This window comes from Hydrogenophaga sp. (genome assembly GCF_048549895.1).
Lineage (GTDB): Bacteria > Pseudomonadota > Gammaproteobacteria > Burkholderiales > Burkholderiaceae_C > Hydrogenophaga.
Window position 1 is genome coordinate 25,823 of the sequence record NZ_JBLYYB010000046.1, and the last position, 23,835, is coordinate 49,657.

Annotated in this window: 22 protein-coding genes and 1 tRNA gene; 17 read left to right on the forward strand and 6 right to left on the reverse strand. The window is 64.9% G+C overall.

The features are described from left to right. Positions 1-77 precede the first annotated feature (77 nt). The 3 genes from icd to clpA all read left to right on the forward strand — a co-directional run bounded on the left by icd (position 78) and on the right by clpA (position 4,357). Entirely contained in the window at positions 78-1,331 is a 1,254-nt protein-coding gene (gene icd / locus ACN4F8_RS04585) for an NADP-dependent isocitrate dehydrogenase (protein WP_419472462.1), read from the forward strand. 230 nt (positions 1,332-1,561) lie between these two features. Then, complete coding sequence (clpS, locus tag ACN4F8_RS04590) at positions 1,562-1,927, forward strand: ATP-dependent Clp protease adapter ClpS (protein WP_419472463.1); 366 nt, start codon at positions 1,562-1,564, stop codon at positions 1,925-1,927. A gap of 93 nt (positions 1,928-2,020) precedes the next feature. Beyond that, positions 2,021-4,357 (forward strand): ATP-dependent Clp protease ATP-binding subunit ClpA, encoded by a 2,337-nt coding sequence (clpA, locus tag ACN4F8_RS04595; protein ID WP_419472464.1) that lies wholly within the window; start codon positions 2,021-2,023, stop codon positions 4,355-4,357. A gap of 68 nt (positions 4,358-4,425) precedes the next feature. Here the strand turns inward: clpA and ACN4F8_RS04600 are convergent, their stop codons facing one another. Further along, positions 4,426-4,911 carry a DUF1499 domain-containing protein gene (locus tag ACN4F8_RS04600; protein WP_419472465.1) on the reverse strand — a complete coding sequence of 162 codons (486 nt, stop codon included), beginning with the start codon at positions 4,909-4,911 and terminating at the stop codon, positions 4,426-4,428. 11 nt (positions 4,912-4,922) lie between these two features. After that, positions 4,923-6,470 (reverse strand): helicase HerA-like C-terminal domain-containing protein, encoded by a 1,548-nt coding sequence (locus ACN4F8_RS04605; protein ID WP_419472466.1) that lies wholly within the window; start codon positions 6,468-6,470, stop codon positions 4,923-4,925. Positions 6,471-6,569: 99 nt separating this feature from the next. Here ACN4F8_RS04605 and ACN4F8_RS04610 point away from each other — a divergent pair, with 99 nt between their 5' ends. The 8 genes from ACN4F8_RS04610 to rng all read left to right on the forward strand — a co-directional run bounded on the left by ACN4F8_RS04610 (position 6,570) and on the right by rng (position 13,648). Further along, a complete protein-coding gene (locus ACN4F8_RS04610; protein WP_419472467.1) occupies positions 6,570-7,295 on the forward strand; it encodes a YebC/PmpR family DNA-binding transcriptional regulator in 726 nt (241 codons plus the stop codon). Then, a complete protein-coding gene (gene purD / locus ACN4F8_RS04615; protein ID WP_419472468.1) occupies positions 7,292-8,566 on the forward strand; it encodes a phosphoribosylamine--glycine ligase in 1,275 nt (424 codons plus the stop codon). Before ACN4F8_RS04610 ends, purD begins: the two co-directional genes overlap by 4 nt. A 78-nt stretch (positions 8,567-8,644) precedes the next feature. Further along, positions 8,645-9,562, forward strand: a complete 918-nt coding sequence (hemF, locus tag ACN4F8_RS04620) for an oxygen-dependent coproporphyrinogen oxidase (protein WP_419472469.1) — start codon at positions 8,645-8,647, stop codon at positions 9,560-9,562. Next, positions 9,559-10,206, forward strand: a complete 648-nt coding sequence (nadD, locus tag ACN4F8_RS04625) for a nicotinate (nicotinamide) nucleotide adenylyltransferase (RefSeq protein WP_419472470.1) — start codon at positions 9,559-9,561, stop codon at positions 10,204-10,206. The genes hemF and nadD overlap by 4 nt, the downstream gene beginning before the upstream one ends. Then, positions 10,203-10,997 carry a ribosome silencing factor gene (rsfS, locus tag ACN4F8_RS04630; protein ID WP_419472471.1) on the forward strand — a complete coding sequence of 265 codons (795 nt, stop codon included), beginning with the start codon at positions 10,203-10,205 and terminating at the stop codon, positions 10,995-10,997. The genes nadD and rsfS overlap by 4 nt, the downstream gene beginning before the upstream one ends. Further along, positions 10,994-11,461 (forward strand): 23S rRNA (pseudouridine(1915)-N(3))-methyltransferase RlmH, encoded by a 468-nt coding sequence (gene rlmH / locus ACN4F8_RS04635; RefSeq protein ID WP_069046531.1) that lies wholly within the window; start codon positions 10,994-10,996, stop codon positions 11,459-11,461. Before rsfS ends, rlmH begins: the two co-directional genes overlap by 4 nt. Further along, the gene (locus ACN4F8_RS04640; RefSeq protein ID WP_419472472.1) at positions 11,458-12,075 is read left to right on the forward strand and encodes a Maf family protein; all 618 of its coding nucleotides are present in this window, start codon (positions 11,458-11,460) and stop codon (positions 12,073-12,075) included. Before rlmH ends, ACN4F8_RS04640 begins: the two co-directional genes overlap by 4 nt. A 28-nt stretch (positions 12,076-12,103) precedes the next feature. Next, positions 12,104-13,648: a ribonuclease G gene (gene rng, locus ACN4F8_RS04645; RefSeq protein WP_419472473.1), complete on the forward strand. Its 1,545-nt coding sequence runs from the start codon at positions 12,104-12,106 to the stop codon at positions 13,646-13,648. 9 nt (positions 13,649-13,657) lie between these two features. Here the strand turns inward: rng and msbA are convergent, their stop codons facing one another. Further along, entirely contained in the window at positions 13,658-15,505 is a 1,848-nt protein-coding gene (msbA, locus tag ACN4F8_RS04650; RefSeq protein WP_419472474.1) for a lipid A export permease/ATP-binding protein MsbA, read from the reverse strand. Between the two features lie 151 nt (positions 15,506-15,656). Here msbA and tolB point away from each other — a divergent pair, with 151 nt between their 5' ends. The 6 genes from tolB (at position 15,657) to ACN4F8_RS04680 (ending at position 20,524) form a co-directional block, all read left to right on the forward strand. Beyond that, positions 15,657-16,970, forward strand: a complete 1,314-nt coding sequence (gene tolB, locus ACN4F8_RS04655; RefSeq protein ID WP_419472475.1) for a Tol-Pal system beta propeller repeat protein TolB — start codon at positions 15,657-15,659, stop codon at positions 16,968-16,970. Positions 16,971-17,034: 64 nt separating this feature from the next. After that, a complete protein-coding gene (gene pal / locus ACN4F8_RS04660) occupies positions 17,035-17,619 on the forward strand; it encodes a peptidoglycan-associated lipoprotein Pal (RefSeq protein ID WP_419472476.1) in 585 nt (194 codons plus the stop codon). A gap of 2 nt (positions 17,620-17,621) precedes the next feature. Then, on the forward strand, positions 17,622-18,386 hold the full coding sequence (gene ybgF, locus ACN4F8_RS04665) for a tol-pal system protein YbgF (protein ID WP_419472477.1): 765 nt from the start codon (positions 17,622-17,624) through the stop codon (positions 18,384-18,386). 63 nt (positions 18,387-18,449) lie between these two features. Next, positions 18,450-19,562 carry a YeeE/YedE family protein gene (locus ACN4F8_RS04670; protein WP_419472478.1) on the forward strand — a complete coding sequence of 371 codons (1,113 nt, stop codon included), beginning with the start codon at positions 18,450-18,452 and terminating at the stop codon, positions 19,560-19,562. Then, positions 19,559-20,395, forward strand: coding sequence for a tRNA threonylcarbamoyladenosine dehydratase (locus ACN4F8_RS04675; protein ID WP_419472479.1), 837 nt, complete (start codon positions 19,559-19,561; stop codon positions 20,393-20,395). The genes ACN4F8_RS04670 and ACN4F8_RS04675 overlap by 4 nt, the downstream gene beginning before the upstream one ends. Before the next feature lie 53 nt (positions 20,396-20,448). Then, a tRNA-Lys gene (locus ACN4F8_RS04680) sits at positions 20,449-20,524 on the forward strand. 84 nt (positions 20,525-20,608) lie between these two features. Here the strand turns inward: ACN4F8_RS04680 and ACN4F8_RS04685 are convergent. The 3 genes from ACN4F8_RS04685 to prmB form a co-directional block, all read right to left on the reverse strand. Then, positions 20,609-20,857, reverse strand: a complete 249-nt coding sequence (locus tag ACN4F8_RS04685) for a GlsB/YeaQ/YmgE family stress response membrane protein (protein ID WP_419472480.1) — start codon at positions 20,855-20,857, stop codon at positions 20,609-20,611. 105 nt (positions 20,858-20,962) lie between these two features. Further along, entirely contained in the window at positions 20,963-22,927 is a 1,965-nt protein-coding gene (locus ACN4F8_RS04690; protein ID WP_419472481.1) for an ABC-F family ATP-binding cassette domain-containing protein, read from the reverse strand. Continuing rightward, positions 22,924-23,829, reverse strand: coding sequence for a 50S ribosomal protein L3 N(5)-glutamine methyltransferase (gene prmB, locus ACN4F8_RS04695; RefSeq protein ID WP_419472482.1), 906 nt, complete (start codon positions 23,827-23,829; stop codon positions 22,924-22,926). Before prmB ends, ACN4F8_RS04690 begins: the two co-directional genes overlap by 4 nt. Between the last annotated feature and the right edge of the window lie 6 nt (positions 23,830-23,835).

The window sequence follows — 23,835 nt, forward strand, 5'->3', positions numbered from 1 at the left end:
GTGGTGGGGTGGTTCGACTCGGGCATTCATTGTCCGCCATCAACCCGCGCAGGGTGCGGCGTGCGAAAATTTCGCCCATGTACCAACATATCAAAGTGCCCACGGAGGGCCAGAAAATCACCGTCAACGCCGACATGTCGCTCAACGTGCCGGACCAGCCCATCGTGCCGTACATCGAAGGCGACGGGACGGGCCTGGACATCACGCCCGTGATGCTCCAGGTGGTCGATGCTGCGGTGGAAAAGGCCTACGGCGGTCAGCGAAAGATCCACTGGATGGAGGTCTACGCAGGCGAAAAGTCCACCCGCATCTACGGCCCCGATGTCTGGCTGCCCGAAGAAACCCTGGCGGTGCTGCGCGAGTACGTGGTGTCCATCAAGGGCCCGCTGACCACACCGGTGGGCGGCGGCATCCGCTCGCTCAACGTGGCGCTGCGCCAGGAGCTCGATCTCTACGTCTGCCTGCGCCCGGTGCAGTATTTCAAGGGCGTGCCTTCCCCGCTGAAAGAGCCTGAAAAGACCAACATGGTGGTCTTCCGCGAGAACTCGGAAGACATCTACGCCGGCATTGAGTACGAGGCCGAATCCGAAAAGGCCAAAAAGCTCATCAAGTTCCTGGTGGACGAGATGGGCGTGACCAAGATCCGCTTTCCCAACACCTCGGGCATCGGCATCAAGCCGGTGTCGATCGAAGGCACCGAGCGCCTGGTGCGCAAGGCCATCCAGTACGCCATCGACAACGACAAGCCCAACGTGACCATCGTGCACAAGGGCAACATCATGAAGTACACCGAAGGTGGCTTCCGCGACTGGGCCTACGCCCTGGCCCGCAAGGAATTCGGCGCCGTGCTGATCGACGAGGGCCCGTGGTGCAAGTTCAAGAACCCCAAGACCGGGCGGGACATCATCGTCAAGGACAGCATCGCCGACGCCTTTCTGCAGCAGATACTGCTGCGCCCGGCGGAGTACTCGGTGATCGCGACGCTCAACCTGAATGGTGACTACATTTCCGACGCGCTGGCCGCGCAGGTGGGCGGCATCGGTATCGCTCCGGGTGCCAACCTGTCGGACTCTGTGGCCTGTTTCGAGGCCACCCACGGCACCGCGCCCAAGTACGCGGGCAAGGACTACGTGAATCCCGGCTCCGAGATTCTCTCGGCCGAGATGATGCTGCGCCACATGGGCTGGAAAGAGGCTGCGGACCTGATCATCAGCTCGCTCGAAAAATCCATTCTGAGCAAGAAGGTCACTTACGACTTCGCACGCCAGATGGAGGGGGCCACCCAGGTCAGTTGTTCGGGTTTTGGCGGGGTGATGATCGGCAACATGTGAGGCGTCGGCGCCGGTTGCATTCCAACCGGCTCCATCCGTCGCCCGATATTGCGAACTACACCCCCAAAAACCGCTTGCTCTGCGGTTTTGTTTTCACCTTTCCCCTCACAATGAGGCATGGAAAAAACCATGCCTCGCACGTCGGCTCCGCCTGCGGACCTGGGCTGGGTTGTGCGCTCCGCGCTTCACCTAATCCCGCATGGTGATGTGGGCGGATACGCGCCGCTAGAATGGTTTTCATGGCCACCCAGAACCCCAAAAAACCCGAAAACCCGACGGCGCCACCCAGCGTCAGCAACGACGAGTCGGTGGTGCTCGAACGGCGTGCCCAGCGCACCAAGCCTCCCCAGATGTTCCAGGTGGTCCTGCTCAACGACGACTTCACGCCCATGGAGTTTGTGGTGCACGTCATCCAGGAGTTCTTCAGCAAGGACCGCGAAACCGCCACCCAGATCATGCTCAAGATCCACCTGGAAGGAAAAGGCATCTGTGGTGTTTATTCACGCGACGTGGCCAGCACCAAGGTCGATCAGGTCCTCCAGGCGGCCCGCGCCGCCGGCCATCCTTTGCAATGCATGAGCGAGCCGGTTGAATAAAACGCAAACCGCCTCATCTGACCCCACGAACCCGTTCTGTTCTTTTTTCAGACATTTGCTTTCCCGATCATCCCAGCCCAAAGGACGTGCCCCATGATTGCCCAGGAACTTGAAGTCAGCTTGCATATGGCCTTTGTCGAGGCCCGGCAGCAGCGGCACGAATTCATCACGGTCGAGCACCTGTTGCTCGCGCTGCTGGACAACCCCAGCGCCGCTGAAGTGTTGCGCGCCTGCTCGGCCAACATCGACGACCTCCGCAAGTCCTTGACGAACTTCATCAAGGACAACACCCCTCAGGTGGCCGGCACCGACGAGGTGGACACACAGCCCACGCTGGGTTTCCAGCGCGTGATCCAGCGCGCCATCATGCATGTGCAATCCACCGGCAACGGCAAGAAGGAAGTCACCGGCGCCAACGTGCTGGTGGCCATCTTCGGCGAGAAAGACTCGCACGCCGTGTACTACCTGCACCAGCAGGGCGTGACCCGCCTGGACGTGGTGAACTTCATCGCCCACGGCATCCGCAAGAGCGATCCGCCCGAGGCTGCCAAGCCCGGCGAGAGCGCGGCCGAGAACGAAGAGGCCGGCGAAGCCAAGAGCAACGAAAAAGCCTCGCCACTGGAGCAGTTCACCCAGAACCTCAACCAGATGGCCAAGGACGGCAAGATCGATCCGCTGATCGGGCGCGAGTACGAAGTCGAGCGCGTGATCCAGATCCTGTGCCGCCGCCGCAAGAACAACCCGCTGCTGGTGGGCGAAGCCGGTGTGGGCAAGACTGCGATTGCCGAGGGCCTGGCCTGGCGCATCACCCAGGGTGAAGTGCCCGAGATCCTGGCCGATTCCAGCGTGTTTTCGCTCGACATGGGCGCCTTGCTGGCCGGCACCAAGTACCGCGGTGACTTCGAGCAGCGCCTGAAAGGTGTTCTCAAGTCGCTCAAGGACCGCCCCAACGCCATCCTGTTCATCGACGAGATCCACACCCTGATCGGCGCGGGCGCTGCCTCGGGCGGCACGCTGGACGCGTCCAACCTGCTCAAGCCGGCGCTCTCCAGCGGCCAGCTCAAGTGCATTGGCGCAACCACCTTCACCGAGTACCGCGGCATCTTCGAGAAAGACGCGGCACTCAGCCGCCGCTTCCAGAAGGTGGACGTGGTCGAGCCGACCGTGCAGGAAACGGTGGACATCCTCAAGGGCCTGAAGTCGCGCTTTGAGGAGCACCACGGCGTGAAGTACGCGGTGGCCGCCCTGCAAGCCGCGGCCGAACTGAGCGCCAAGTACATCAACGACCGCCACCTGCCCGACAAGGCCATCGACGTGATCGACGAGGCGGGTGCCGCCCAGCGCATCCTGCCGGTGTCCAAGCGCAAGAAGACCATCAGCAAGACCGAGGTCGAGGAAATCGTGGCGAAGATCGCGCGCATTCCCCCGGCCAACGTGTCCAACGACGACCGCAGCAAGCTGCAGACGCTGGAGCGCGATCTCAAGAGCGTGGTGTTTGGCCAGGACAAGGCACTCGAGATCCTCGCCTCGTCCGTCAAGATGGCGCGTTCCGGCCTGGGCAAGAGCGACAAGCCGATCGGCGCCTTCCTGTTCAGCGGCCCCACGGGTGTCGGCAAGACCGAGGCTGCCAAGCAACTGGCCTACATCATGGGCATCGACCTGATCCGCTTCGACATGTCGGAGTACATGGAGCGCCACGCGGTGAGCCGCCTGATCGGTGCGCCTCCGGGCTACGTGGGTTTTGACCAGGGTGGCCTGCTGACCGAGGCCGTGACCAAGAAGCCGCACTGCGTGTTGCTGCTCGACGAGATCGAGAAGGCGCACCCGGACATCTTCAACGTCTTGCTGCAGGTGATGGACCACGGCACGCTGACCGACAACAACGGGCGCAAGGCCGACTTCCGCAACGTCATCATCATCATGACGACGAATGCGGGCGCAGAGACCATGAACAAGGCGACCATCGGCTTCACCAACCCGCGCGAAGCGGGCGATGAGATGGCCGACATCAAGCGCCTGTTCACGCCCGAGTTCCGCAACCGCCTGGACGCCACCGTGAGCTTCAAGGCGCTGGATGAAAACGTCATCATGCGGGTGGTGGACAAGTTCCTGCTGCAGCTTGAGACGCAACTCGGCGAGAAGAAGGTCGAGGTCACGTTCACCGATGCGCTGCGCAAGCACCTTGCCAAGAAGGGTTTCGACCCGCTGATGGGTGCGCGCCCGATGCAGCGCCTGATCCAGGACACCATCCGTCGCGCCCTGGCCGACGAGTTGCTGTTCGGTCGTTTGACCGACGGTGGCCGCCTCACGGTGGACATCGTCACCAAGACCGACGAGGCCGGCAAGGAAGTGCAGGAGGTCGATCTGGACATCCAGCCGCTGCCCAAGAAGGAAGGCAAAGCCAAGCCAGAAGAAGCCACGGCGGGTTGAGTTGCTGCTTCTCATGCAAAAGGCCCGGTCATGCCGGGCCTTTTGCTTTGGGTTGACCGCCTTGCGGCTCAGGGCGCTGCAAGGTAAGCCGCGCGAATCTTCTCGATGCGCTGGCGGTTCACGCCGAAGTCTTCGCGCCCGAGGCGGCTGGCGCTGCGCACCTCGATGGCGTTGCTGGCGGGGTTGGCCCAGAACTCCACGTCGTCCACAAACTTGAGCCAGCGCGTTTGCGCCTGCGCGTACACGTAGTCCGGGCGCTGCTCGACGACGGTCACCCCCGGCATGGCGCTCAGCACCGCTTCTAGTGTCTTGAGCGAGGCAGAGGCGCCGCCCGCTTTCATAGGCAGGGGATCGATGCTGGCGTATGCGCGCTGTGGGTGGTCGGCCATCAGCGCGGCCTGGCTGCTCACGCTGTTGCGGGTGTTTGAGGGCGGCTTGAGGCGGCCGTCTTTCACGCCGAGGTCACCCGGACGTTGACCGCTCAACAAGCCAACCTGTGCAGCCACCAGGGCCAGCACGATCGCGGCCAACACGATGTAGAAGGCGAATTTCATGGTGCGTGCGCTCAGCGTTTGCCGCCGAGCAAGCTGCCCAGCACGCCACGCACGATCTGGCGGCCCAGGCCGCTGGCCACGCTGCGCGCTGCGGTTTTGGCCATGGTCTGCACCAGGCCGTCGTATTGGCCGCCGCGCGGGCCGGTGCGGCCGAACAAGGCTTCGTTGACCATGCCGCCGAAACCGCCACCACCGGCCTCGGCCTCCTGCTTGGCAGCGCCGGGAATGCGCGGGGTCTTCGGTGTGTCCTTCGCCGTTTCGGCTTCGGCTTCCACGCCCCGTTTGCCGGCGTGGTTGGCAAACATCTCGTACGCGCTTTCACGGTCGAGCAGCTTCTCGTAGACCCCGGCCACCAGCGAGTCCTGGCGCAGTTGCTGGCGCTGCGCATCGGTGATGGGCCCGAGCTGGCTGCCCGGTGGCACCACGAACACGCGCTCGGTCTCACTCGGCCGGCCCTTCGCGTCGAGCAGGCTCACCAGCGCCTCACCCACGGCGAGTTCGGTGATGGCGGCTTCGATGTCCAGCCCGGCCTTGGGCCGCATGGTCTGCGCGGTGGACTTCACCGCCTTCTGGTCGCGTGGCGTGAAAGCGCGCAGCGCGTGCTGCACGCGGTTGCCCAACTGGCCCAGCACGCTGTCGGGAATGTCCAGCGGGTTCTGGGTCACGAAATACACGCCCACGCCCTTGGAGCGCACCAGGCGCACCACGAGTTCGATGCGCTCGATCAGCACCTTGGGCGCTTCGTTGAACAGCAGGTGGGCCTCGTCGAAGAAGAACACCAGCTTGGGTTTCTCGGGGTCGCCGATCTCGGGCAGGGTCTCGAACAGTTCGGAGAGCATCCACAGCAAAAAGGTGGCGTACAGGCGTGGCGCGTTCATGAGCTTGTCGGCGGCCAGGATGTTGATCACACCCTTGCCGTCCACCGTTTGCATGAAGTCGCTGATGTCGAGCATGGGCTCGCCAAAGAACTGGTCGCCGCCTTGCTGCTCCACCTGCATCAACCCGCGCTGGATCGCGCCGATGCTGGCCGCGCTGATGTTGCCGTACTCGGTGGTGAACTGTTTGGCGTTGTCGCCGATGTGCTGCAGCATGGCCCGCAGGTCTTTCATGTCCAGCAGCAGCAGGCCGTTGTCGTCGGCGATCTTGAACACCAGGTTGAGCACGCCGGCCTGGGTGTCGTTGAGGTTGAGCATGCGCGCCAGCAGCAGCGGGCCCATGTCGCTCACGGTGGCGCGCACCGGGTGGCCGAGCTCTCCGAACACGTCCCACAGCGTGGTGGGGCAGGCCTGCGAGGCGGGCAGGGTGATGCCACGCTCTTGCAGCACCTTGCTGATCTTTTCGCCGAAACTGCCTTTCTGGCTGATGCCGGAGAGATCGCCTTTCACGTCGGCCATGAACACCGGCACGCCGATGTTGGAGAACTGCTCGGCCAGGGTTTGCAGCGTCACCGTCTTGCCGGTGCCGGTGGCGCCGGTGATCAATCCATGGCGGTTGGCCAGGCCCGGCAGCAGCTGGCAGGTGGTGTTGGCGTTCTGGGCGATCAGCATCGGTTCGGCCATGGCGGAGCTTCCTTGTGTGCGGGTTCGGGGCAGGGCGGGTGAAAACGTAAAATCGCAGGCTTATTAGATCAAAGCCCAAGCAGGCAAAAGGACAATTTCGTGGCCGGACACAGCAAATGGGCAAACATTCAGCACCGCAAGGGTCGCCAGGACGAAAAGCGCGGAAAGATCTGGACCCGCGTCATCCGTGAAATCACCGTGGCCGCGCGCCAGGGCGGCGGCGACCCGGCCATGAACCCGCGCCTGCGACTGGCCATCGACAAGGCCAAGGCCGCCAACATGCCGGCCGACCGCATCAAATACAACGTGGAAAAGGCCTCCGGCACGCTGGAGGGTGTGAGCCTGGAAGAGATTCGCTACGAGGGCTACGGCATCGCGGGTGCGGCCGTGATCATCGACACCATGACCGACAACAAGGTCCGCACCGTGGCCGAGGTGCGCCACGCCTTCAGCAAACACGGCGGCAACCTGGGCACCGACGGTTCGGTGTCGTTCCAGTTCAAGCACTGCGGCCAGCTGGTGTTTGCGCCGGGCACGTCGGAAGACAAGGTGATGGAGGTGGCGCTGGAAGCCGGCGCCGACGACGTGATCACAGACGCCGACGGCGCTATCGAGGTGCTGACCTCACCCACAGAATTCGAAGCCGTCAAGAACGCGCTGGAAGCGGCCGGCCTCACGCCTGAAATTGCGGAAGTGACCATGCGTGCCGAGAACACGGTGGAGCTCACCGGCGACGACGCGCTTCGCATGCAGAAACTGCTGGACGTGCTGGAAGACCTGGACGACGTGCAAGGCGTTTTCCACAACGCAGAGATTCACGCATGAAAGTTCTTGTCATTGGCGGCGGTGGCCGCGAACACGCCCTGGCCTGGAAACTCAAACACGACGAGGGCGTGGACCAGGTGTTTGTGGCACCCGGCAACGCCGGCACGGCGCGCGACCCGGATCTGATCAACCTCGACATCACCGACAAGGTGGCGCTTCGCGAATGGGCGCAGGCCCAAGGCGTGGCGCTCACTGTGGTGGGGCCTGAAGCGCCCCTGGCCGCCGGCGTGGTGGACGAATTCCGCGCGCACGGCCTGCCGATCTTTGGCCCCACGAAAGCCGCTGCCCAGCTGGAAAGCTCCAAGGCTTTCTCCAAGGCCTTCATGCAGCGTCATGGCATCCCCACCGCCAAATACCAGGCGTTCACCGATCCGGCGCTGGCCCACGCCTACGTGGACGCCGAAGGCGCGCCCATCGTCGTCAAGGCCGACGGCCTGGCTGCAGGCAAGGGCGTGGTGGTCGCCATGACCTTGGCCGAGGCGCACGAAGCCATCGACTTCATGCTGCTCGACAACACGCTGGGCGTGGCGCACAACGAAGGCGGCGCACGGGTGGTCATTGAAGAATTCCTCGAAGGCGAAGAAGCCAGTTTCATCGTGCTGTGCGACGGTGAACACGCGCTGGCGCTGGCCACCAGCCAGGACCACAAGCGCCTGCTGGACGCCGACCTGGGCCCCAACACCGGTGGCATGGGCGCGTATTCGCCCGCACCGGTGGTCACGCCTGCGGTGCACGAGCGCGCCATGAACGAGGTGATCCTGCCCACGCTGCGCGGCATGGCCGCCGACGGCATTCCGTACACCGGCTTCCTCTACGCGGGTCTGATGATCACGCCCGATGGCCGCGTCAAGACGTTGGAATTCAACTGCCGCATGGGCGACCCCGAGACGCAGCCGATCATGATGCGCCTCAAGAGCAACCTCACGCAGGTGCTGCTCTCGGCCACGCGCACCGAGCTGGACCGTGTGAACCTCGATTGGGACCCCCGCGTGGCGCTGGGCGTGGTGCTGGCCGCTGCCGGCTACCCGCTGAACCCGCGCAAGGGCGACGCCATCACCGGGCTGCCGTCCGATGCCGCCGACCGCATGGTGTTCCACGCGGGCACGGCCTCGGCCGGCAACGAGGTGCAGGTCTCGGGCGGCCGCGTGTTGTGTGTGACCGCCCTGGCCGACACGGTGGCGCTCGCGCAGCAGCGCGCCTACGCGGTGGTGGACGGCATCCGCTTCGACGGCATGCAGTGCCGCCGCGACATCGGTTACCGTGCACTCTGAACCCGGCCGGCACCCTCGGCCGAGCCGCCAGCGCAGCCGCCCCTTTTTCCGGCCTTTCCCCGACGATTCGGTCAGACCATGAAACAGACTTCCCTGTCTTCCGTGCGCGAGTTCCTCATCGACCTGCAGGACCGCATCACCTCGACCGTGGCCATGGTGGACGGTGGCAGCTTCGTGGTGGACCGCTGGACCAAACCGGCGGGCGAGGTCCTGCAAGGCAACGGCATCACGCAGATTCTGGAAGACGGGGCTGTGTTCGAGCGCGCAGGTTGCGGCTTCTCGCACGTGACCGGCCCGCGCCTGCCGCCCTCGGCCACCGCTCACCGGCCCGAGCTCAACGGCGCGCCGTTTGAGGCCATGGGTGTGTCGCTGGTGTTTCACCCGCGCAATCCCTATGTGCCCACCGTGCACATGAACGTGCGCATGCTTGCTGCCACACCGGCGGGTGGCGAGCCGGTGTGCTGGTTCGGCGGCGGCATGGACCTCACGCCTTACTACGGCTTTGAAGAAGACGCGGTGCACTTCCACCGCTCGACCAAGACTGCGCTCGACCCCTTCGGCGTGGACAAGTACCCCCGCTTCAAAACCTGGTGCGACGAGTATTTCTATTTGAAGCACCGCGACGAGCAGCGCGGCATCGGCGGTGTGTTCTTCGACGACTTTTCCGAACTCGGCTTTGACGGCAGCTTCGCCATGATGAGCTCGGTGGGCGATGCTTTCCTCGACGCCTACCTGCCCATCGTCGACCGCCGCAAGAACACGCCGTATGGCGAGCGCGAGCGCAGCTTTCAGTTGTACCGCCGTGGTCGCTACGTTGAATTCAACCTGGTGTGGGACCGCGGTACGCACTTCGGCCTGCAGTCGGGCGGGCGCAGCGAATCCATTCTGTTGTCCATGCCACCGCTGGTGAGCTGGGCCTACAACCGCAAGACCAAAAAAGGCACACCCGAAGAGCGGCTTTACAAGGACTTTCTGGTGCGCAAGGACTGGCTTTGAAGCAGGGCACTGCGAGCCCGCAGCGCGTGGGCATGTTCGGCGGGGCATTCGATCCACCGCACTGGGCGCACCGCGCGCTGGCCGAAACCGCGCTCAAGCAACTCGGGCTGGACGCGCTGCACATCCTGCCCACCGGCCACGCCTGGCACAAGACCCGGGTGCTCTCGCCCGCCGTTGACCGTGTGGCCATGTGCCATCTGGCGTTCGACGACCTGGCCCGGGTGAAGATCGACGAACGCGAAATCCACCGCGAAGGCCCCAGCTACACCGCTGACACGCTGCGCGAGCTCGCCCGGGAGTACCCGGGCGCACAACTGTTTCTCGTGCTCGGCGCCGACCAGTTGCTCGCATTTCGCACCTGGGTGCGCTGGCAGGAAGTGCTGGAGCTGGCCACGCTGGCGGTGGCCAACCGCGCCACCAACATTGGTGCCGACGCCCCACTCGACCAGGCGGTGGAGACCGATCTGTCGCAGGTGAATCTGCCTTTCGAGCGGCTGGACATGCCGCTCAAGAACATCAGCGCGACCGCCGTGCGGGCCCGGCTGGGACAGGCGGCGCAGAGCACCGCCGCCCTGGAGGTTCTGGTGCCCGAGGCCGTCGCAGGCTACATTTCAACCCATCACCTTTATCAGAAGCCTTCATGACCAGCGAAACCATTGCCAAAAAAGACATCCAGAGACTCCAGCGCGCCATTGTCGACGGGCTGGAGGACGTCAAGGGTCAGGACATCGTGGTTTTCAACACCGAACACCTCTCACCGCTCTTCGAGCGCGTGATCGTTGCCAGCGGCACCTCGAACCGCCAGACAAAAGCCCTGGCCGCCAGCGTGCGCGATGCCGTGCGCGAAGCCGGCTTCGACAAACCCCGCATCGAGGGCGAGGACAACGGCGAATGGATCATCGTGGACTGTGGCGCGGCTGTGGCCCATGTGATGCAACCCGTGATCCGCCAGTACTACCGGCTCGAAGAAATCTGGGGCGCCAAGCCGGTTCGCCTGAAGCATGGCGCCGAAAAGCCCGTGGTGGCCGAGGCCAAGCCCGCTGCCAAGAGCCGCAAGAAGCCGGTGGCGACCGCCGCCGCGCAGCCCGCCAAGAGCACGGCGCGCAAGGCTGCTCAGTCGGCGGCGCGCACCGCTACCGCCGCGCCGGCCAAAACGGCGAGCAAGAAGCCTGCGGTGAAGACGGCAGCCAAGTCGGCCCCGGTCAAAACCACGGCTGCCAAGTCCACCCGCAAACCCGCAGCCGCGCCAAAAACCGCGTTGCAGAAACTGGTGGTCAAACCGCGCGTGGCGCCGAGTGCGAAGCCGGCCGTGAAGTCGGCGCCCAAGGCCGCTGCCAAAACAGCGCCCAAAGCAGCACCGAAGGCAGCCGCCAAACCGGCAGCCAAGGCGCCCGCGCGCAAAACCACCAAGGCCGCTGCCCCCCGCAAGGCATGAAGCTGCTGATCGTCGCGGTCGGGCAGCGGGTGCCCGACTGGGCCCAGACCGCCTACGACGATTACGCCAAGCGCTTCCCACCCGAGCTTCGGGTGGAACTCAAAGCCGTCAAGACCGAGCCGCGCGGCTCCAAGACATTGGAGACGCTGCTTTCTGCCGAGCGCGAGCGCATCGAAGCCGCGATCCCGCGCGGCTCGCGCATCGTGGCACTGGACGAGCGCGGCACCACCCTCACCACCAAAGCGCTGGCGCAGCAGTTGAACGAGTGGCAGCTGGAGAGCGACGACGTGGCCCTGGTGATCGGTGGACCCGACGGCCTGGACCCAGGCTTTCGCGCCGCGGCGCACCAGCGCATCCGTTTGTCCGACCTCACCTTGCCGCACGCCATGGTGCGGGTGCTGCTGATCGAGCAGCTCTACCGCGCGTGGTCTGTCAACGCCAACCACCCGTACCACAGAGAATGAGCGAATTCATCTACCTCGCCTCGCAAAGTCCTCGTCGCAAACAACTGCTGGAGCAGTGGGGCGTTCGTTGTGAACTGCTGCTGCCCGATGCCGATGAAGACGCCGAGTCGCTTGAGGTGGTGTTGAAGGGCGAGGCACCAGCGGCGTACGTGCAGCGTGTGACGGGCCTGAAGCTGCAGGCCTCCCTCGACCGCTTGAAACGCCGTGGCCTGCCGCCCGCGCCCGTGCTCTGCGCCGACACCACGGTGGCGCTGGGCCGGCGCATCCTGGGCAAGCCGGCGGACGCCGCCGAGGCGAAACACATGCTCGCCAGCCTTGCGGGTCAGCGCCACCGGGTGCTCACTGCGGTGGCGGTGGGGGTGCCCGGTAAACGCAGCCCGCGCGTGCACGCAGCCCTGTCCACCTCGTGGGTCACCTTCGAGCCGTTGACGGCGATGCAGATCGCACGTTACGTGGCCAGCGGCGAGCCCATGGGCAAGGCCGGGGCTTATGCCATCCAGGGCCGCGCCAGCCTGTGGGTGAGCCACATCAGCGGCAGCTATTCGGGCATCATGGGCTTGCCCGCGCACGAGACAGCGCAGGTGTTGCACGCCGCCGGTGTGCCGCTGATCTGAACCCCAGCACGCCACGGAGAAGGGCCCCATGAGCCAGGACATCTTGATCAATTGGTCACCGCAGGAAACGCGGGTGGCGGTGGTGGAGCAGGGGGCCGTGCAGGAGGTGCACCTGGAGCGCACGCTGGAGCGGGGCCTGGTCGGCAACATTTACCTGGGCAAGGTGTCGCGCGTGTTGCCGGGCATGCAGTCGGCTTTCATCGACATCGGTCTGGATCGAGCAGCCTTTCTGCATGTGGCCGACCTCATGCCCAACATCGCTGCCAAGCACGCGGCCCCTCGCGCGAGCGCGCCGGTGGCGGCTGAGTCGGAGCCGGCTGCTGCCGGTGCCAACGGCAAGCTGCTCACCCCCAACCCCGTGCTGCCGATCGAGCGTCAGATATTCGAGGGTCAGGCGCTGATGGTTCAGGTGCTCAAGGACCCGATCGGCACCAAGGGCGCGCGCCTGACCGCACAGATCAGCATTGCGGGCCGCCTGCTGGTGTTCCTGCCGCAAGACAACCACATCGGTGTGTCGCAGAAGATTCCGCCAGCCCAGCGCGAAGCATTGCGACAGCGCCTGCTGCAGCTCACGGCCACCGCCGACGGCAGCGCCGCAGGCGGCTTCATCTTGCGCACCAACGCTGAAGACGCCACCAACGAAGAGCTGGTCGAGGACACGGCGTATCTGCGCAAGACCTGGCTGCGCATCAAGGAGGCGGCCACCCGCCAGCCCTCGGCCACGCTCTTGCACGAAGACCTGAACCTGATGCAGCGCGTGCTGCGCGATCTGGTGGGCGCCGACACCCATTCCATCCGCATCGATTCGCGCGAGCAGCACGGCCTGCTCACGGCCTTTGCAGCCGAGTTCATGCCCGACACCGTGGCCAAGCTGCAGCACTACAGCGGCGAGCGGCCGATTTTTGATTTGTTCAACGTGGACGAAGACATCGTGCGCGCGCTCAGCCGGCGGGTCGATCTGAAGTCGGGTGGCTATCTGGTGATAGACCAGACCGAAGCACTGACCACGGTGGACGTGAACACCGGCGGCTTTGTCGGCGCGCGCAATTTCGACGACACCGTGTTTCGCACCAACCTGGAAGCGGCGCAGGCCATTGCGCGGCAACTGCGCCTGCGCAACCTGGGCGGCATCGTGATCGTGGATTTCATCGACATGGTGCGCGAGGACCACCGGGATTCGGTGCTCAGCGAGTTCCGCAAACAGCTGGCACGCGACCGCGTGAAAACCATGACCGGCGGCTTCTCGCAGCTCGGCCTGGTGGAGATGACGCGCAAGCGCACGCGCGAGTCGTTGGCCCACATGCTCAGCGAGCCCTGCGAAGCCTGCAGCGGCAAAGGTGTGGTCAAGACCGCGCGCAGCGTGTGCTACGACATCCTGCGCGAGATCCTGCGCGAAGCCCGCGCCTTCAACCCACGCGAATTCCGCGTGGTGGCTTCGGCCAAGGTGGTGGAGCTGTTCCTTGACGAAGAGCGGGCCCACCTGGCGGGACTGTCGGATTTCATCGGCAAGCCGATTTCGCTGCAGAGCGAAGGCTCGATGACGCAGGAACAATACGACATCGTTCTGCTGTAAACGGCCTCCTCAGGCCTCGGCTTCAGGCCTGAAGCTCTGCGAGTGCAGCCGGGCATAAAGCCCATCGGCGGCCAGCAGCTCCCGGTGTGTGCCCATTTCGCTGATGCGGCCATCGGCCAGCACGACCACCCGGTCGGCGTGTTCGATGGTGGACAGGCGGTGCGCAATCACGAGCGTGGTGCGGCCTTTCATCAACCGGGCCAGCGCATCCTGCACCAGCCGCTCCGATTCGTTGTCCAGCGCCGAGGTGGCTTCGTCCAGGATCAGGATGGGTGCGTCCTTGTAGATGGCGCGCGCGATGGCCAGCCGCTGACGCTGGCCGCCCGAGAGCTCGGCCGCGTTGTGGCCCACCGTGCTGTGAATGCCCTGGGGCAGGCGCTCCACCAGCTCGCCCAGGTTGGCCGACACGAGTGCGGCAAGCACACGCTTTTCGTCAACCTCGTCGCCCAGCGCACCCAGCGCCACGTTGGCGGCCAGCGTGTCGTTGAGCATCACCACGTCCTGACTCACCATGGCGTACTGGCGACGCAGGCTGGTGAGGTTCCAGTCGGCCAGCGGCACGCCGTCGAGCCGGATATCGCCGCGTTCGATCTCCACAAAACGCGGCAGCAGGTTGACCAGGGTGGTCTTGCCCGAACCGGATGGACCCACGAAGGCCACGACCTCACCTGGGTGGATGTCCAGCGAGACACCGCGCAGGGCCACCAGGCTGTCGTCGTCGCTTTGCACGATCTGATCGTCCTTGGCTGGGTAACGCACCCACACACCACTCAGCGCGATGGAACCCATCACCCGGTCGGCAATGTGGGCTCCACTGGATTGTTCGGGTGTGTTTTCGATCAGTTCCAGCCCACGCTCCAGGGCGGCCAGGCCGCGCGTGATGGGCGCGGTGATTTCGGCCAGGTGCCTGATGGGCGTGATCAACATCAGCATGGCGGTGACGAAGGCCACGAAGTTGCCGACCGTGACGCCACTGCTGCTGCTCTGCCACAGTGCCACGGCAATCACGGCGGACAGTGCGGCGGAGGCGAGCAACTGTGTGAGCGGCGTCATGGCCGCCATGGCAATGGTGGACTTGAGCGCCAACCGGCGCAGCGCCAGGCTGAGCACATCAAAGCGTTCGGTCTGGCGGGCCTGCGCGCCGTGCAGCCGCACCATGCGGTGGGCCAGCGCGTTTTCTTCCACCACGTAGGCGAGTTCGTCGGTGGCTGTCTGGCTGTCGCGGGTCAGCTTGTAGAGGCGGCGCGAGAGCACCCGCATGATCAGGATCAGCCCGGGGAACACCAGCATCACGATCAGCGTGAGTTTCCAGTTCAGGTAGAACAGATAACCCAGCAGCGCCAGCACGGTGAGGCTGTCCTTGGTGAGCGTGAGGAAGGCCGACACCAGCATCTGCGAGCCGGTCTGCACCTCGTACACCAGCGTGTTGGACAACTTGCTCGCGCTCTGGCGGGCAAACAGCGTCATCTGCGCATCGTTGAGCTTGAGAAACATCGCCCGGCGCAGGTTGAACAGGCCCAGGCTGGCCGTGTAGGACAGCGTGTACTGCGCCACAAAGCCCGCGAGACCGCGGATGCCGAACAGGCCCATGAGCGCCACCGGCACCATCCAGAGTTCGATGTTGCCTTCGGCAAAGCCACGGTCCAGCAGGGTCTTGAGCAGGGCGGGGATGAGCGGCTCGGTCAGTGCGCCGATCAGGGTGCTCACGGCCGCCAGAGCGATGCCGGTCTTGGCCGAGCGGAAGTAGGGCCACAGGCGCAGCAGGCGCTGGGTCAGTGTGCCGGCCAGTGGCGGGCTGGAGTTGTTGGATGCGGTCAAAAGCGGATCGGTCCCAAAGAGTGCGGTCTTGCGGAACATTCCGCACGGCGCTGAATCAGCCTTGCACCACCGGCACAGGCCCTGCGTGCACACATCTTGTCACGGAAGGGCCAGGTGCCTCCGTTATTATCGGTCGGCTTCGCGAGGCGTTTTGCCCCGCCGCGACCTCAGGACAAGCGACACACACAGCATGCTGGATTTGAACCGACACAACGCGCTGCCCCTGATTCCGAGACGCCGCGCGCTCGGCCTGGTTTCCACCCTCCCCCTGCTCGGTTGGCCCACGCTCTCGCAAGCGCAGTTCCGGGTCGAGGTGGCGGGCGTCGGCCTCACCCAGTTTCCGTTTTCTGCCGTGGGTTTTCGCGGCAACGACGCGGCCAGTGAAAACATCGCTGCCATCGTGCGCGCCGATCTGGAGCGCAGCGGCCAGTTTCGCTTTGTCGATCCTATCGCCGGCGTGCTGGACGAAACCTCCCGCCCCGACCTCGGCCCCTGGCGTGAGCGCGGCTCCGACTCCCTGCTCACCGGCAGCGTCACCAAACTGGCCGACGGCCGTTTTGACGTGCGTTTCCGCTTGTGGGACGTGGTGCGTGGGCAAGACCTTGGTGGCCTGAGCTACCCCGTGGGCGCACAAGACCTGCGCCTGGCGGCCCACCGCGTCGCCGACTTCATCTACGAGAAGATCACCGGTGAAAAGGGCGTGTTTTCCACCCGCATCGCCTACGTGACCAAAACCGCGCAGCGCCACAACCTCTGGGTGGCCGATGCCGATGGCGAAAACGCGCGCGCGGCGCTCACCAGCCCCGAGCCCATCATTTCACCCAGTTGGGCACCGGGTGGCGCGCAACTGGCCTATGTGTCGTTCGAAGCGCGCAAGCCTGTGATTTACGCCCACGACGTGGCTTCAGGCAAACGGCGACTGCTGGCCAACTTCAAGGGCTCGAACAGCGCGCCCTCGTGGTCGCCCGACGGCCGCTCGGTGGTGGCCACGCTCTCGCTCTCGGGCAATGCACAGGTCTACACCATGGACGCCAACGGTGGCGAGCCGCGCCGCCTGAGCCAGTCGGCCAGCATCGACACAGAGCCGGTGTTCAGCCCGGACGGCAAGTCCATCTATTTCGTGAGCGACCGTGGTGGCTCGCCGCAGGTCTACCGGATGGGCGCGCAAGGCGGCAGCGCCCAGCGCCTGACCTTCACCGGCAACTACAACATCTCGCCCGCGCCCAGCCCCGACGGGCGCTGGCTGGCCTTCATCTCCCGCGTCAATGGAGCGTTCCGCCTTCACGTGATGGAGCTAGCCAGCGGTACCGTGACCGCGCTCACCGAGTCGAGCGCCGACGAGAGCCCCAGCTTCGCGCCCAACAGCCGCATGATCATTTACGCCACCCGCGAAAAAGGCCAGGAAGCCCTGATGACCACCACGGTGGACGGACGCATCAAGACCCGCCTGGCCGGCGCGCAAGGCGACATCCGCGAGCCCGAGTGGGGCCCGTTCCTGCGCTGATCCACACCGGGAGCCCATGGGCTCCCGCCCGCATTCTTTTTTTTCTTTTCCAAGGACCTTCCACATGAACCCCACACAGAACCCATCCTTCATTCAAAACAGCCGCCTCCAGCGCGGCCTGCGCCTGGTCGCCGGGCTTGGCCTTGCCGCTGTGCTGGCCGCTTGCAGCTCTGGCGTCAAGCTCGACGACGTGCCGGTTGAAAACCGCTCCGGTTCGGCGGTCAACTCCGGCGCTGCTGCCGGTGGACAGGGCGGTGCGGTTGATCCACGTGGCGTGTCCGGTGTCGCTGTCGGCGGTGCCGATTCGGCCCAGCCAGCAGCCGTGGCGCGCATCATTTATTTCGACTACGACAGCTTCGAGGTCAAGGCCGATTCGGCCACCACGCTGGAAGCCAACGCACGCTACCTCAACGCCAACCGCACCCGCCGTGTGAACCTGGAAGGCCACACCGACGAGCGCGGCGGTCGCGAATACAACCTGGCGCTGGGCCAGAAGCGTGCCGAAGCCGTGCGCCGCTCGCTGAGCCTGCTGGGTGTGTCCGACGCGCAGATGGAAGCCGTGAGCTTCGGCGAAGAGAAGCCCGCCCAGGTCGGACTGGACGAAGCATCGTTCGCCAAGAACCGCCGCGTTGAACTGACCTACCGCTGAACATGAAGCTCACAGCCGCCGCGCCCTGGGCGCTTTTCCTGGCCACGCTGTGGCCCTTGCAGGCCCACGCCTTGTTTGGCGACGACGAGGCGCGTAAGGCCATCATCGAGCTGCGGCAAAAGGTCGACGCCAACAAACAGGCTGCCGACACTGCGGCGGCCGAAGCGCGCGAAGGCGATGCGAGCACGCGCCGCAGCCTGCTGGAGTTGTCGAACCAGATCGAGCAGTTGCGGGCCGAACTCGCTCGCCTCAGAGGCCAGAACGAACAATTGGCGCGCGAAGTCTCTGAACTGCAGCGCCAGCAGAAAGATGTGCAGGCTGGCGTTGACGAGCGCCTGAGACAGGTGGAGCCGCTGCGCATCGAGTTTGATGGCCAGACCTTCACGGCAGCACCGGTCGAGAAGAACGACTTTGAAGCTGCCATGGCGCAGTTGCGCAAGTCGGAGTTCCAGCCTGCGTCGGCTTCCTACGCAGCGTTCCTGCAACGTTACCCCGCCAGCGGCTACACGCCCTCGGTGTTGTACTGGCTGGGTAATGCGCAGTACGCCAACCGAGCCTACAAGGAAGCGGTGGCCACCCATGGTCGGCTGGTGCGTGAGTTCCCTGGACACATGCGCACGCCCGAGGCCATGCTCGCCATGGCCAACAGCCATGTGGAGCTGAAAGACGCGCGCACCGCCAAAAGCACACTCGAAAATCTGGTGAAGACGTACCCGAATTCCGAGGCTGCTGCCGCAGCGCGCGAGCGCCTGGCCCGCCTGCGTTGATGTGAGCCGCGTGCCCTGACACGCGTCCTTCAGGGCGGGGTGCGGCCTCCTACAATGGCGGCCATGGAAATTGCCGACCTCGCCAAACTCAACACCCTCGTTCTCTGGGCCGCCTTCGCTGTGGCCCTTGTTTTTGGGTTCATCGCACAACGCACCCATTTCTGCACCATGGGCGCCATCAGCGACATCGTGAACATGGGCGACTGGACCCGCATGCGCATGTGGGGCATGGCGGTGGGCATCGCGATGATCGGCTTCTACGGCATGGCCTGGCTGGGCTGGATCGATCCCTCGCAAAGCATCTACACCGGTTCCCGCGTCATCTGGCTGTCTGCCATTCTGGGCGGAGCCTTGTTCGGCTTCGGCATGGTGCTGGCTTCGGGCTGTGGCAGCAAGACGCTGGTGCGCATCGGCGCTGGCAGTCTCAAGTCGCTGGTGGTCTTTTTCGTCATGGCCATAGCGGCGTTTGCCACCTTGCGCGGTGTGACCGCCGTGCTGCGCGTGAACACGGTGGACACCGTGTCCTTCAACATGGCGTCGGGCTCGGCGCTGCCCGCCTGGCTGGCCAGTGTGATGGGTTCCGCGCCAGCGCTCACGGGTTTGTTGTTCGCGCTGGTGGTGGGTGGAGCGCTGGTGGTCTGGGCATTGCTGGGACGCGATTTCCGCACCGGCAACAACCTGCTGGCCGGCATCGGCCTGGGGCTGGTGGTGACCGCCATGTGGTGGGTGAGCGGCCGTCTGGGCTTTGTGGCCGAACATCCCGAAACGCTGGACGCTGTTTTCCTGGGCAGCAACACCGGCCGCATGGACGCGCTGACCTTCACCGCACCCATGGCCTACACGCTCGACTGGCTCATCTTCTTCAGCGACACCTCCAAGGTGCTCACCTTTGGCACTGTGACGGTGGTTGGCATGGTGGTCGGTGCGTTTGCCTGCGCCGTGCTGGAAGGCAGCTTCCGCTGGGAAGGATTCCGCACAACGCAAGACACGGCCTTGCACATGGTCGGTGCCGTGTGCATGGGTGTGGGCGGCGTCACGGCATTGGGCTGCACGGTGGGGCAGGGCATGTCGGGCCTGTCCACCCTGAGCCTCACCAGCATCATCGCGGTCACTGGCATCGTGCTCGGTGCCGTCGGTGGTTTCCGATTCCAGATCTGGTTGCTGGACCGCGAGTGACGCAAGACACGAACGAAGGCTTCGAGCGCCGCTTTGGCGGCCTGCGTCGACTCTACGGCGTTGATGGGGCGCAGCGCATCTTCAACGCACACGTGGTGGTGGTGGGCATCGGTGGGGTCGGTTCGTGGGCGGTGGAGGCCCTGGCGCGCAGTGGCGTGCGGCGCCTCACCCTGATCGACCTCGATCATGTGTCCGAGTCCAACATCAACCGGCAGATTCACGCGCTGGAACCCACGCTGGGCCAGGCCAAGGCCGAGGCCATGCGCGATCGCATCGCGCTCTTTCATCCCGACTGCGTGGTGGACGTGGTCGATGATTTTGTGACGCCGGAGAACTGGCCCGCCTTGCTGCACGGTGTGTCGGGTCTTGACGGGTTGCCTTCGGCGGTCATTGATGCCTGCGACCAGGTGCGTGCCAAGACCACCCTGGCCGCTTGGGCCGCAACCCACGCCATCCCCTTCGTCACCGTGGGCGCTGCGGGCGGCAAGCGGCTCGCGCACGCGGTCGATGTGGCGGACCTGAGCGAGGTCACGCACGACCCATTGCTGGCTCAGCTGCGCTACCGCTTGCGCAAACACCATGGTGGCGCACGCACAGGCCGCATGGGCGTGGGCTGCGTGTTCAGCCGCGAGACGGTGGCGCCACCCGATGCGTCGTGCAACATCGAAGACGTGGATGGTTCGCTCAATTGCCACGGCTACGGCTCGGTGGTGAGCGTCACGGCGGCGTTTGGTTTTTGTGCGGCCGGGTGGGTGATGAACACCCTGGCGAAAGATGCACAAGCAATCTTCGCGAGGTCTTCAAAAGGCCCCGAAAAAGAAGCTATAATTTGAGGCTTCGCGGGATACACAGTGTGCAAACAGTGTGCAGAACGCGAAACCCTGATGGGACGTTAGCTCAGTTGGTAGAGCAGCGGACTTTTAATCCGTTTGTCGTGGGTTCGACCCCCGCACGTCCCACCAAAACATGTGAAGCCCTGATCGAAAGATCAGGGCTTTTTTGTTGCCCGCCGCATGCGCTGTTGCGGGTCGTTGGCTTGTGGAGGTTCAGTTTTTCTTCACGAAGCTGTAGATCATCAGCAGGACGATCGCGCCAACCACCGACGCGAGAAAGCCCACGGGATCGCCTTGGCGGTACAGGCCGAGTGCGGTACCCAGGAAACCGGCAAGGAAAGAGCCGGCCACACCGAGCAGCGCGGTCATGATCCAGCCCATGCTGTCATTGCCGGGCTTGAGGGCGCGGGCAATGAAACCGGCGATGAGACCGATGAAGAGGGTGCCGAGAATGGACATCATTCGAAAACTCCTGAGCGTTGTGGTTGATACAAAAGTAATAGAGTCTGCACTCTAGCCGCTTTTTGTGTCGGTCTCAGGCCGTGTCCCGGGCGGGTCGTCACAAGCTCAGGCGTCAACGGCCTCGATGGCTTCGGTGAGCTCCAGCCAGCGCGCTTCCAGCGTCTCGTTCTCGTCGTTCACAGCCTTGAGCTGTTTGCCGTTTTTGGCCATGTCGGCGGGGCTGAGCGATTGGCTCATGGCGGCCTCCAGGCGGGCTTTGTCCTGCGCCAGTTGCGCCATGCGCTTCTCGGTCTGCTCCAGCTCTTTTTTCAGTGGTTTGGTTTTTTCGGCCAGTTGCTGGCGGCGCTGGGCATCAACGCGCTTTTGCTCGGGCGCCGCCACCGCAGCCACGGCGGGGGCGCGCTGCGCATCGCGCTGTTCCTGGCGTTGCGCCTCGCGCGACTGTTTGGCCATGTCGAGCAGGTAGCGCTGGTAGTCGTCGAGGTCGCCATCAAAAGGTTCGATGCCACCGCGCGAAACCAGCCAGAACTCGTCGCACACGGCGCGCAGCAGGGCCCGGTCGTGGCTGACCAGCATGACGGTGCCTTCGAACTCGTTGAGTGCCACCGACAAGGCTTCACGCGTGGCGAGGTCCAGGTGGTTGGTGGGCTCGTCGAGCAGCAGCAGGTTGGGGCGCTGCCAGACGATCATGCACAGCACCAGACGGGCCTTTTCGCCGCCGCTCATGCTGCCCACGCTTTGTTTGACCTGGTCGCCGGTGAAGTTGAAGTTGCCGAGGAAGCTGCGCAGGTCCTGCTCGCGCGTGGGCTGGCCGCTCAGGCGGCCCTCGGCCGTGCATTCGCGCACCAGACGGATCATGTGCTCCAGCGGCGTGTCGGCCGGGCGCAGCACGTCGAGCTCTTGCTGCGCGAAGTAGCCGATGTTCAGGCCCTTGCCTTCGGTGATCTGGCCGGCGATGGGTTGCAGGTCGCGCGCGATGGTCTTGACCACGGTGGACTTGCCCTGGCCGTTGGCGCCCAGGATGCCGATGCGCTGGCCCGCCAGCACCGAGCGGCTGATGTTGCGCACGATCACGGTGGGCTCGCTGCCTTCGTCCGGCGGCGGGTAACCAAAGCTGGCGTCGCTCATGGCCAGCATCGGGTTGGGCAGGTTTTGCGGCTCGGTGAATTCGAAGGTGAAGTCGGCGTCGGCCAGCACCGGGCCGATTTTTTCCATGCGCTCCAGCGCCTTCACGCGGCTCTGTGCCTGCTTGGCCTTGCTGGCCTTGGCCTTGAAGCGGTCGATGAATTTCTGCAGGTGCGCCATCTTGTCCTGCTGGCGCGCATAGGCCGACTGTTGCAGCGCCATCTGCTCGGCGCGCATGTCTTCAAAGCGGCTGTAGTTGCCGCCGTAGCGCGTGAGCTGCGCGGTGTGGATGTGGATGGTGACGTTGGTCACCGCGTCCAGAAATTCGCGGTCGTGGCTGATGACGAGCATCGTGCCTTCGTAGCGCTTGAGCCAGGCCTCCAGCCAGACGAGTGCGTCCAGGTCCAGGTGGTTGGTGGGCTCATCCAGCAGCAACAACTCGCTCGGGCACATCAGTGCGCGGGCCAGCTGCAGGCGCATGCGCCAGCCGCCCGAAAAACTGTTGACCGGACGTTCCAGCTCGTCGGTGCGAAAGCCCAGGCCGAGGATCAGCGCCTGCGCGCGGGCGGGTGCGTCGTGTGCGCCGGCGTCGTGCAACGCCATGTAGGCGTGCGCCATGCGCTCGCCGTCGCCGCTGTCTTCCGATGCGGTCACTTCCTGCTGGGCGGCGAGCAGGGTCACGTCGCCCTCGATCACGAATTGCGTGGCGGTCTGATCGGTCTCGGGCATGTCCTGCGCCACCTGCGCCATGCGCCACTGGGGAGGCACGTAGAAGTCGCCCTTGTCTTCGTGCAGCGTGTGGTTCAGCAGACCGAACAGGCTGGATTTGCCAGCGCCGTTGCGCCCCACGAGGCCGACTTTTTCACCCGGGTTGATGGTGCACGAGGCGTTGTCGAGCAGGACCTTCACGCCGCGGCGAAGGACAAGGTTTTTCAAGGTGATCATGGAGCGGGCGTCGTTGAGGTGGGCGTCGCCGTGAGGGATTCAAGGGTGAGCAGAAGAACCTGGTCGTCGCCAGCGCTGGTGGCCAGCCAGACGACTTCGAGGTGGGGAAACGCGGCTTCAAAGTGCTCGCGTTCGTTGCCGATTTCCAGCACCAGCACGCCTTGGGGTTTCAGGCGGCGGGGCAGGTCGCGGATCAGGGCGCGCACGAAGTCCATGCCATCGACGTTGCCAGCGGTGTTGCCGTCCAGTGCCAGGGCCGGCTCGGCGCGGTATTCGGGTGGGAGCACGGCCATGCTCTGTGCGTTCACATAGGGCGGATTGCACAGGATCAGGTCCCAGGGACCGGGGCAGTTCGTCAGACCGTCGGAGGTCACGAGCTGGATGCGGCTCTGCAGTTCGTGACGCGCCACGTTGATGCGCGCGACCTCCAACGCCTCCGGGGAGATGTCCGCAGCGGTCACGTGCACTTCAGGGTAGGCCATGGCCGCGAGCACGGCCAGGCTGCCGTTGCCGGTGCACAGGTCCAGCACATCGCGGGTTCGTTCGTCCAGCCAGGGGTCGATGGAGCCTTCGGCCAGCAGCTCGGCGATGAAGCTGCGCGGCACGATGGCACGGCGGTCCACATGAAAGGACACACCTTGCAGCCAGGCTTCGCCGGTGAGGTAGGCAGCCGGTTCGCGGGTGTCGATGCGCCGCTGGATCAGCGCCTCCACCTCGGCTTGCTGCTGCGCCGTGATGGGTTGGCGGGCGAGGGCGTCGAGGTCGCTGTCCAGCGGCAGGCCGAGCTGCCACAGCACGAGCCAGATGGCTTCGTCGCGCGCGTTGGTGGTGCCGTGACCATAGGCCAGTCGGGCCGCGTCCAGGCGGCGGGTGGCCGCAGCCAGCAGTTCTTTCAGTTTCACGGGGCG

Coding starts and splice junctions, on each gene's coding strand:
- icd (WP_419472462.1), top strand. CDS start 78: ATGTACCAACATATCAAAGTGCCCACGGAGGGCCAGAAAATCACCGTC.
- clpS (WP_419472463.1), top strand. CDS start 1,562: ATGGTTTTCATGGCCACCCAGAACCCCAAAAAACCCGAAAACCCGACG.
- clpA (WP_419472464.1), top strand. CDS start 2,021: ATGATTGCCCAGGAACTTGAAGTCAGCTTGCATATGGCCTTTGTCGAG.
- ACN4F8_RS04600 (WP_419472465.1), bottom strand. CDS start 4,911: ATGAAATTCGCCTTCTACATCGTGTTGGCCGCGATCGTGCTGGCCCTG.
- ACN4F8_RS04605 (WP_419472466.1), bottom strand. CDS start 6,470: ATGGCCGAACCGATGCTGATCGCCCAGAACGCCAACACCACCTGCCAG.
- purD (WP_419472468.1), top strand. CDS start 7,292: ATGAAAGTTCTTGTCATTGGCGGCGGTGGCCGCGAACACGCCCTGGCC.
- hemF (WP_419472469.1), top strand. CDS start 8,645: ATGAAACAGACTTCCCTGTCTTCCGTGCGCGAGTTCCTCATCGACCTG.
- rsfS (WP_419472471.1), top strand. CDS start 10,203: ATGACCAGCGAAACCATTGCCAAAAAAGACATCCAGAGACTCCAGCGC.
- rlmH (WP_069046531.1), top strand. CDS start 10,994: ATGAAGCTGCTGATCGTCGCGGTCGGGCAGCGGGTGCCCGACTGGGCC.
- ACN4F8_RS04640 (WP_419472472.1), top strand. CDS start 11,458: ATGAGCGAATTCATCTACCTCGCCTCGCAAAGTCCTCGTCGCAAACAA.
- rng (WP_419472473.1), top strand. CDS start 12,104: ATGAGCCAGGACATCTTGATCAATTGGTCACCGCAGGAAACGCGGGTG.
- msbA (WP_419472474.1), bottom strand. CDS start 15,505: ATGTTCCGCAAGACCGCACTCTTTGGGACCGATCCGCTTTTGACCGCA.
- tolB (WP_419472475.1), top strand. CDS start 15,657: ATGCTGGATTTGAACCGACACAACGCGCTGCCCCTGATTCCGAGACGC.
- pal (WP_419472476.1), top strand. CDS start 17,035: ATGAACCCCACACAGAACCCATCCTTCATTCAAAACAGCCGCCTCCAG.
- ybgF (WP_419472477.1), top strand. CDS start 17,622: ATGAAGCTCACAGCCGCCGCGCCCTGGGCGCTTTTCCTGGCCACGCTG.
- ACN4F8_RS04670 (WP_419472478.1), top strand. CDS start 18,450: ATGGAAATTGCCGACCTCGCCAAACTCAACACCCTCGTTCTCTGGGCC.
- ACN4F8_RS04685 (WP_419472480.1), bottom strand. CDS start 20,857: ATGATGTCCATTCTCGGCACCCTCTTCATCGGTCTCATCGCCGGTTTC.
- ACN4F8_RS04690 (WP_419472481.1), bottom strand. CDS start 22,927: ATGATCACCTTGAAAAACCTTGTCCTTCGCCGCGGCGTGAAGGTCCTG.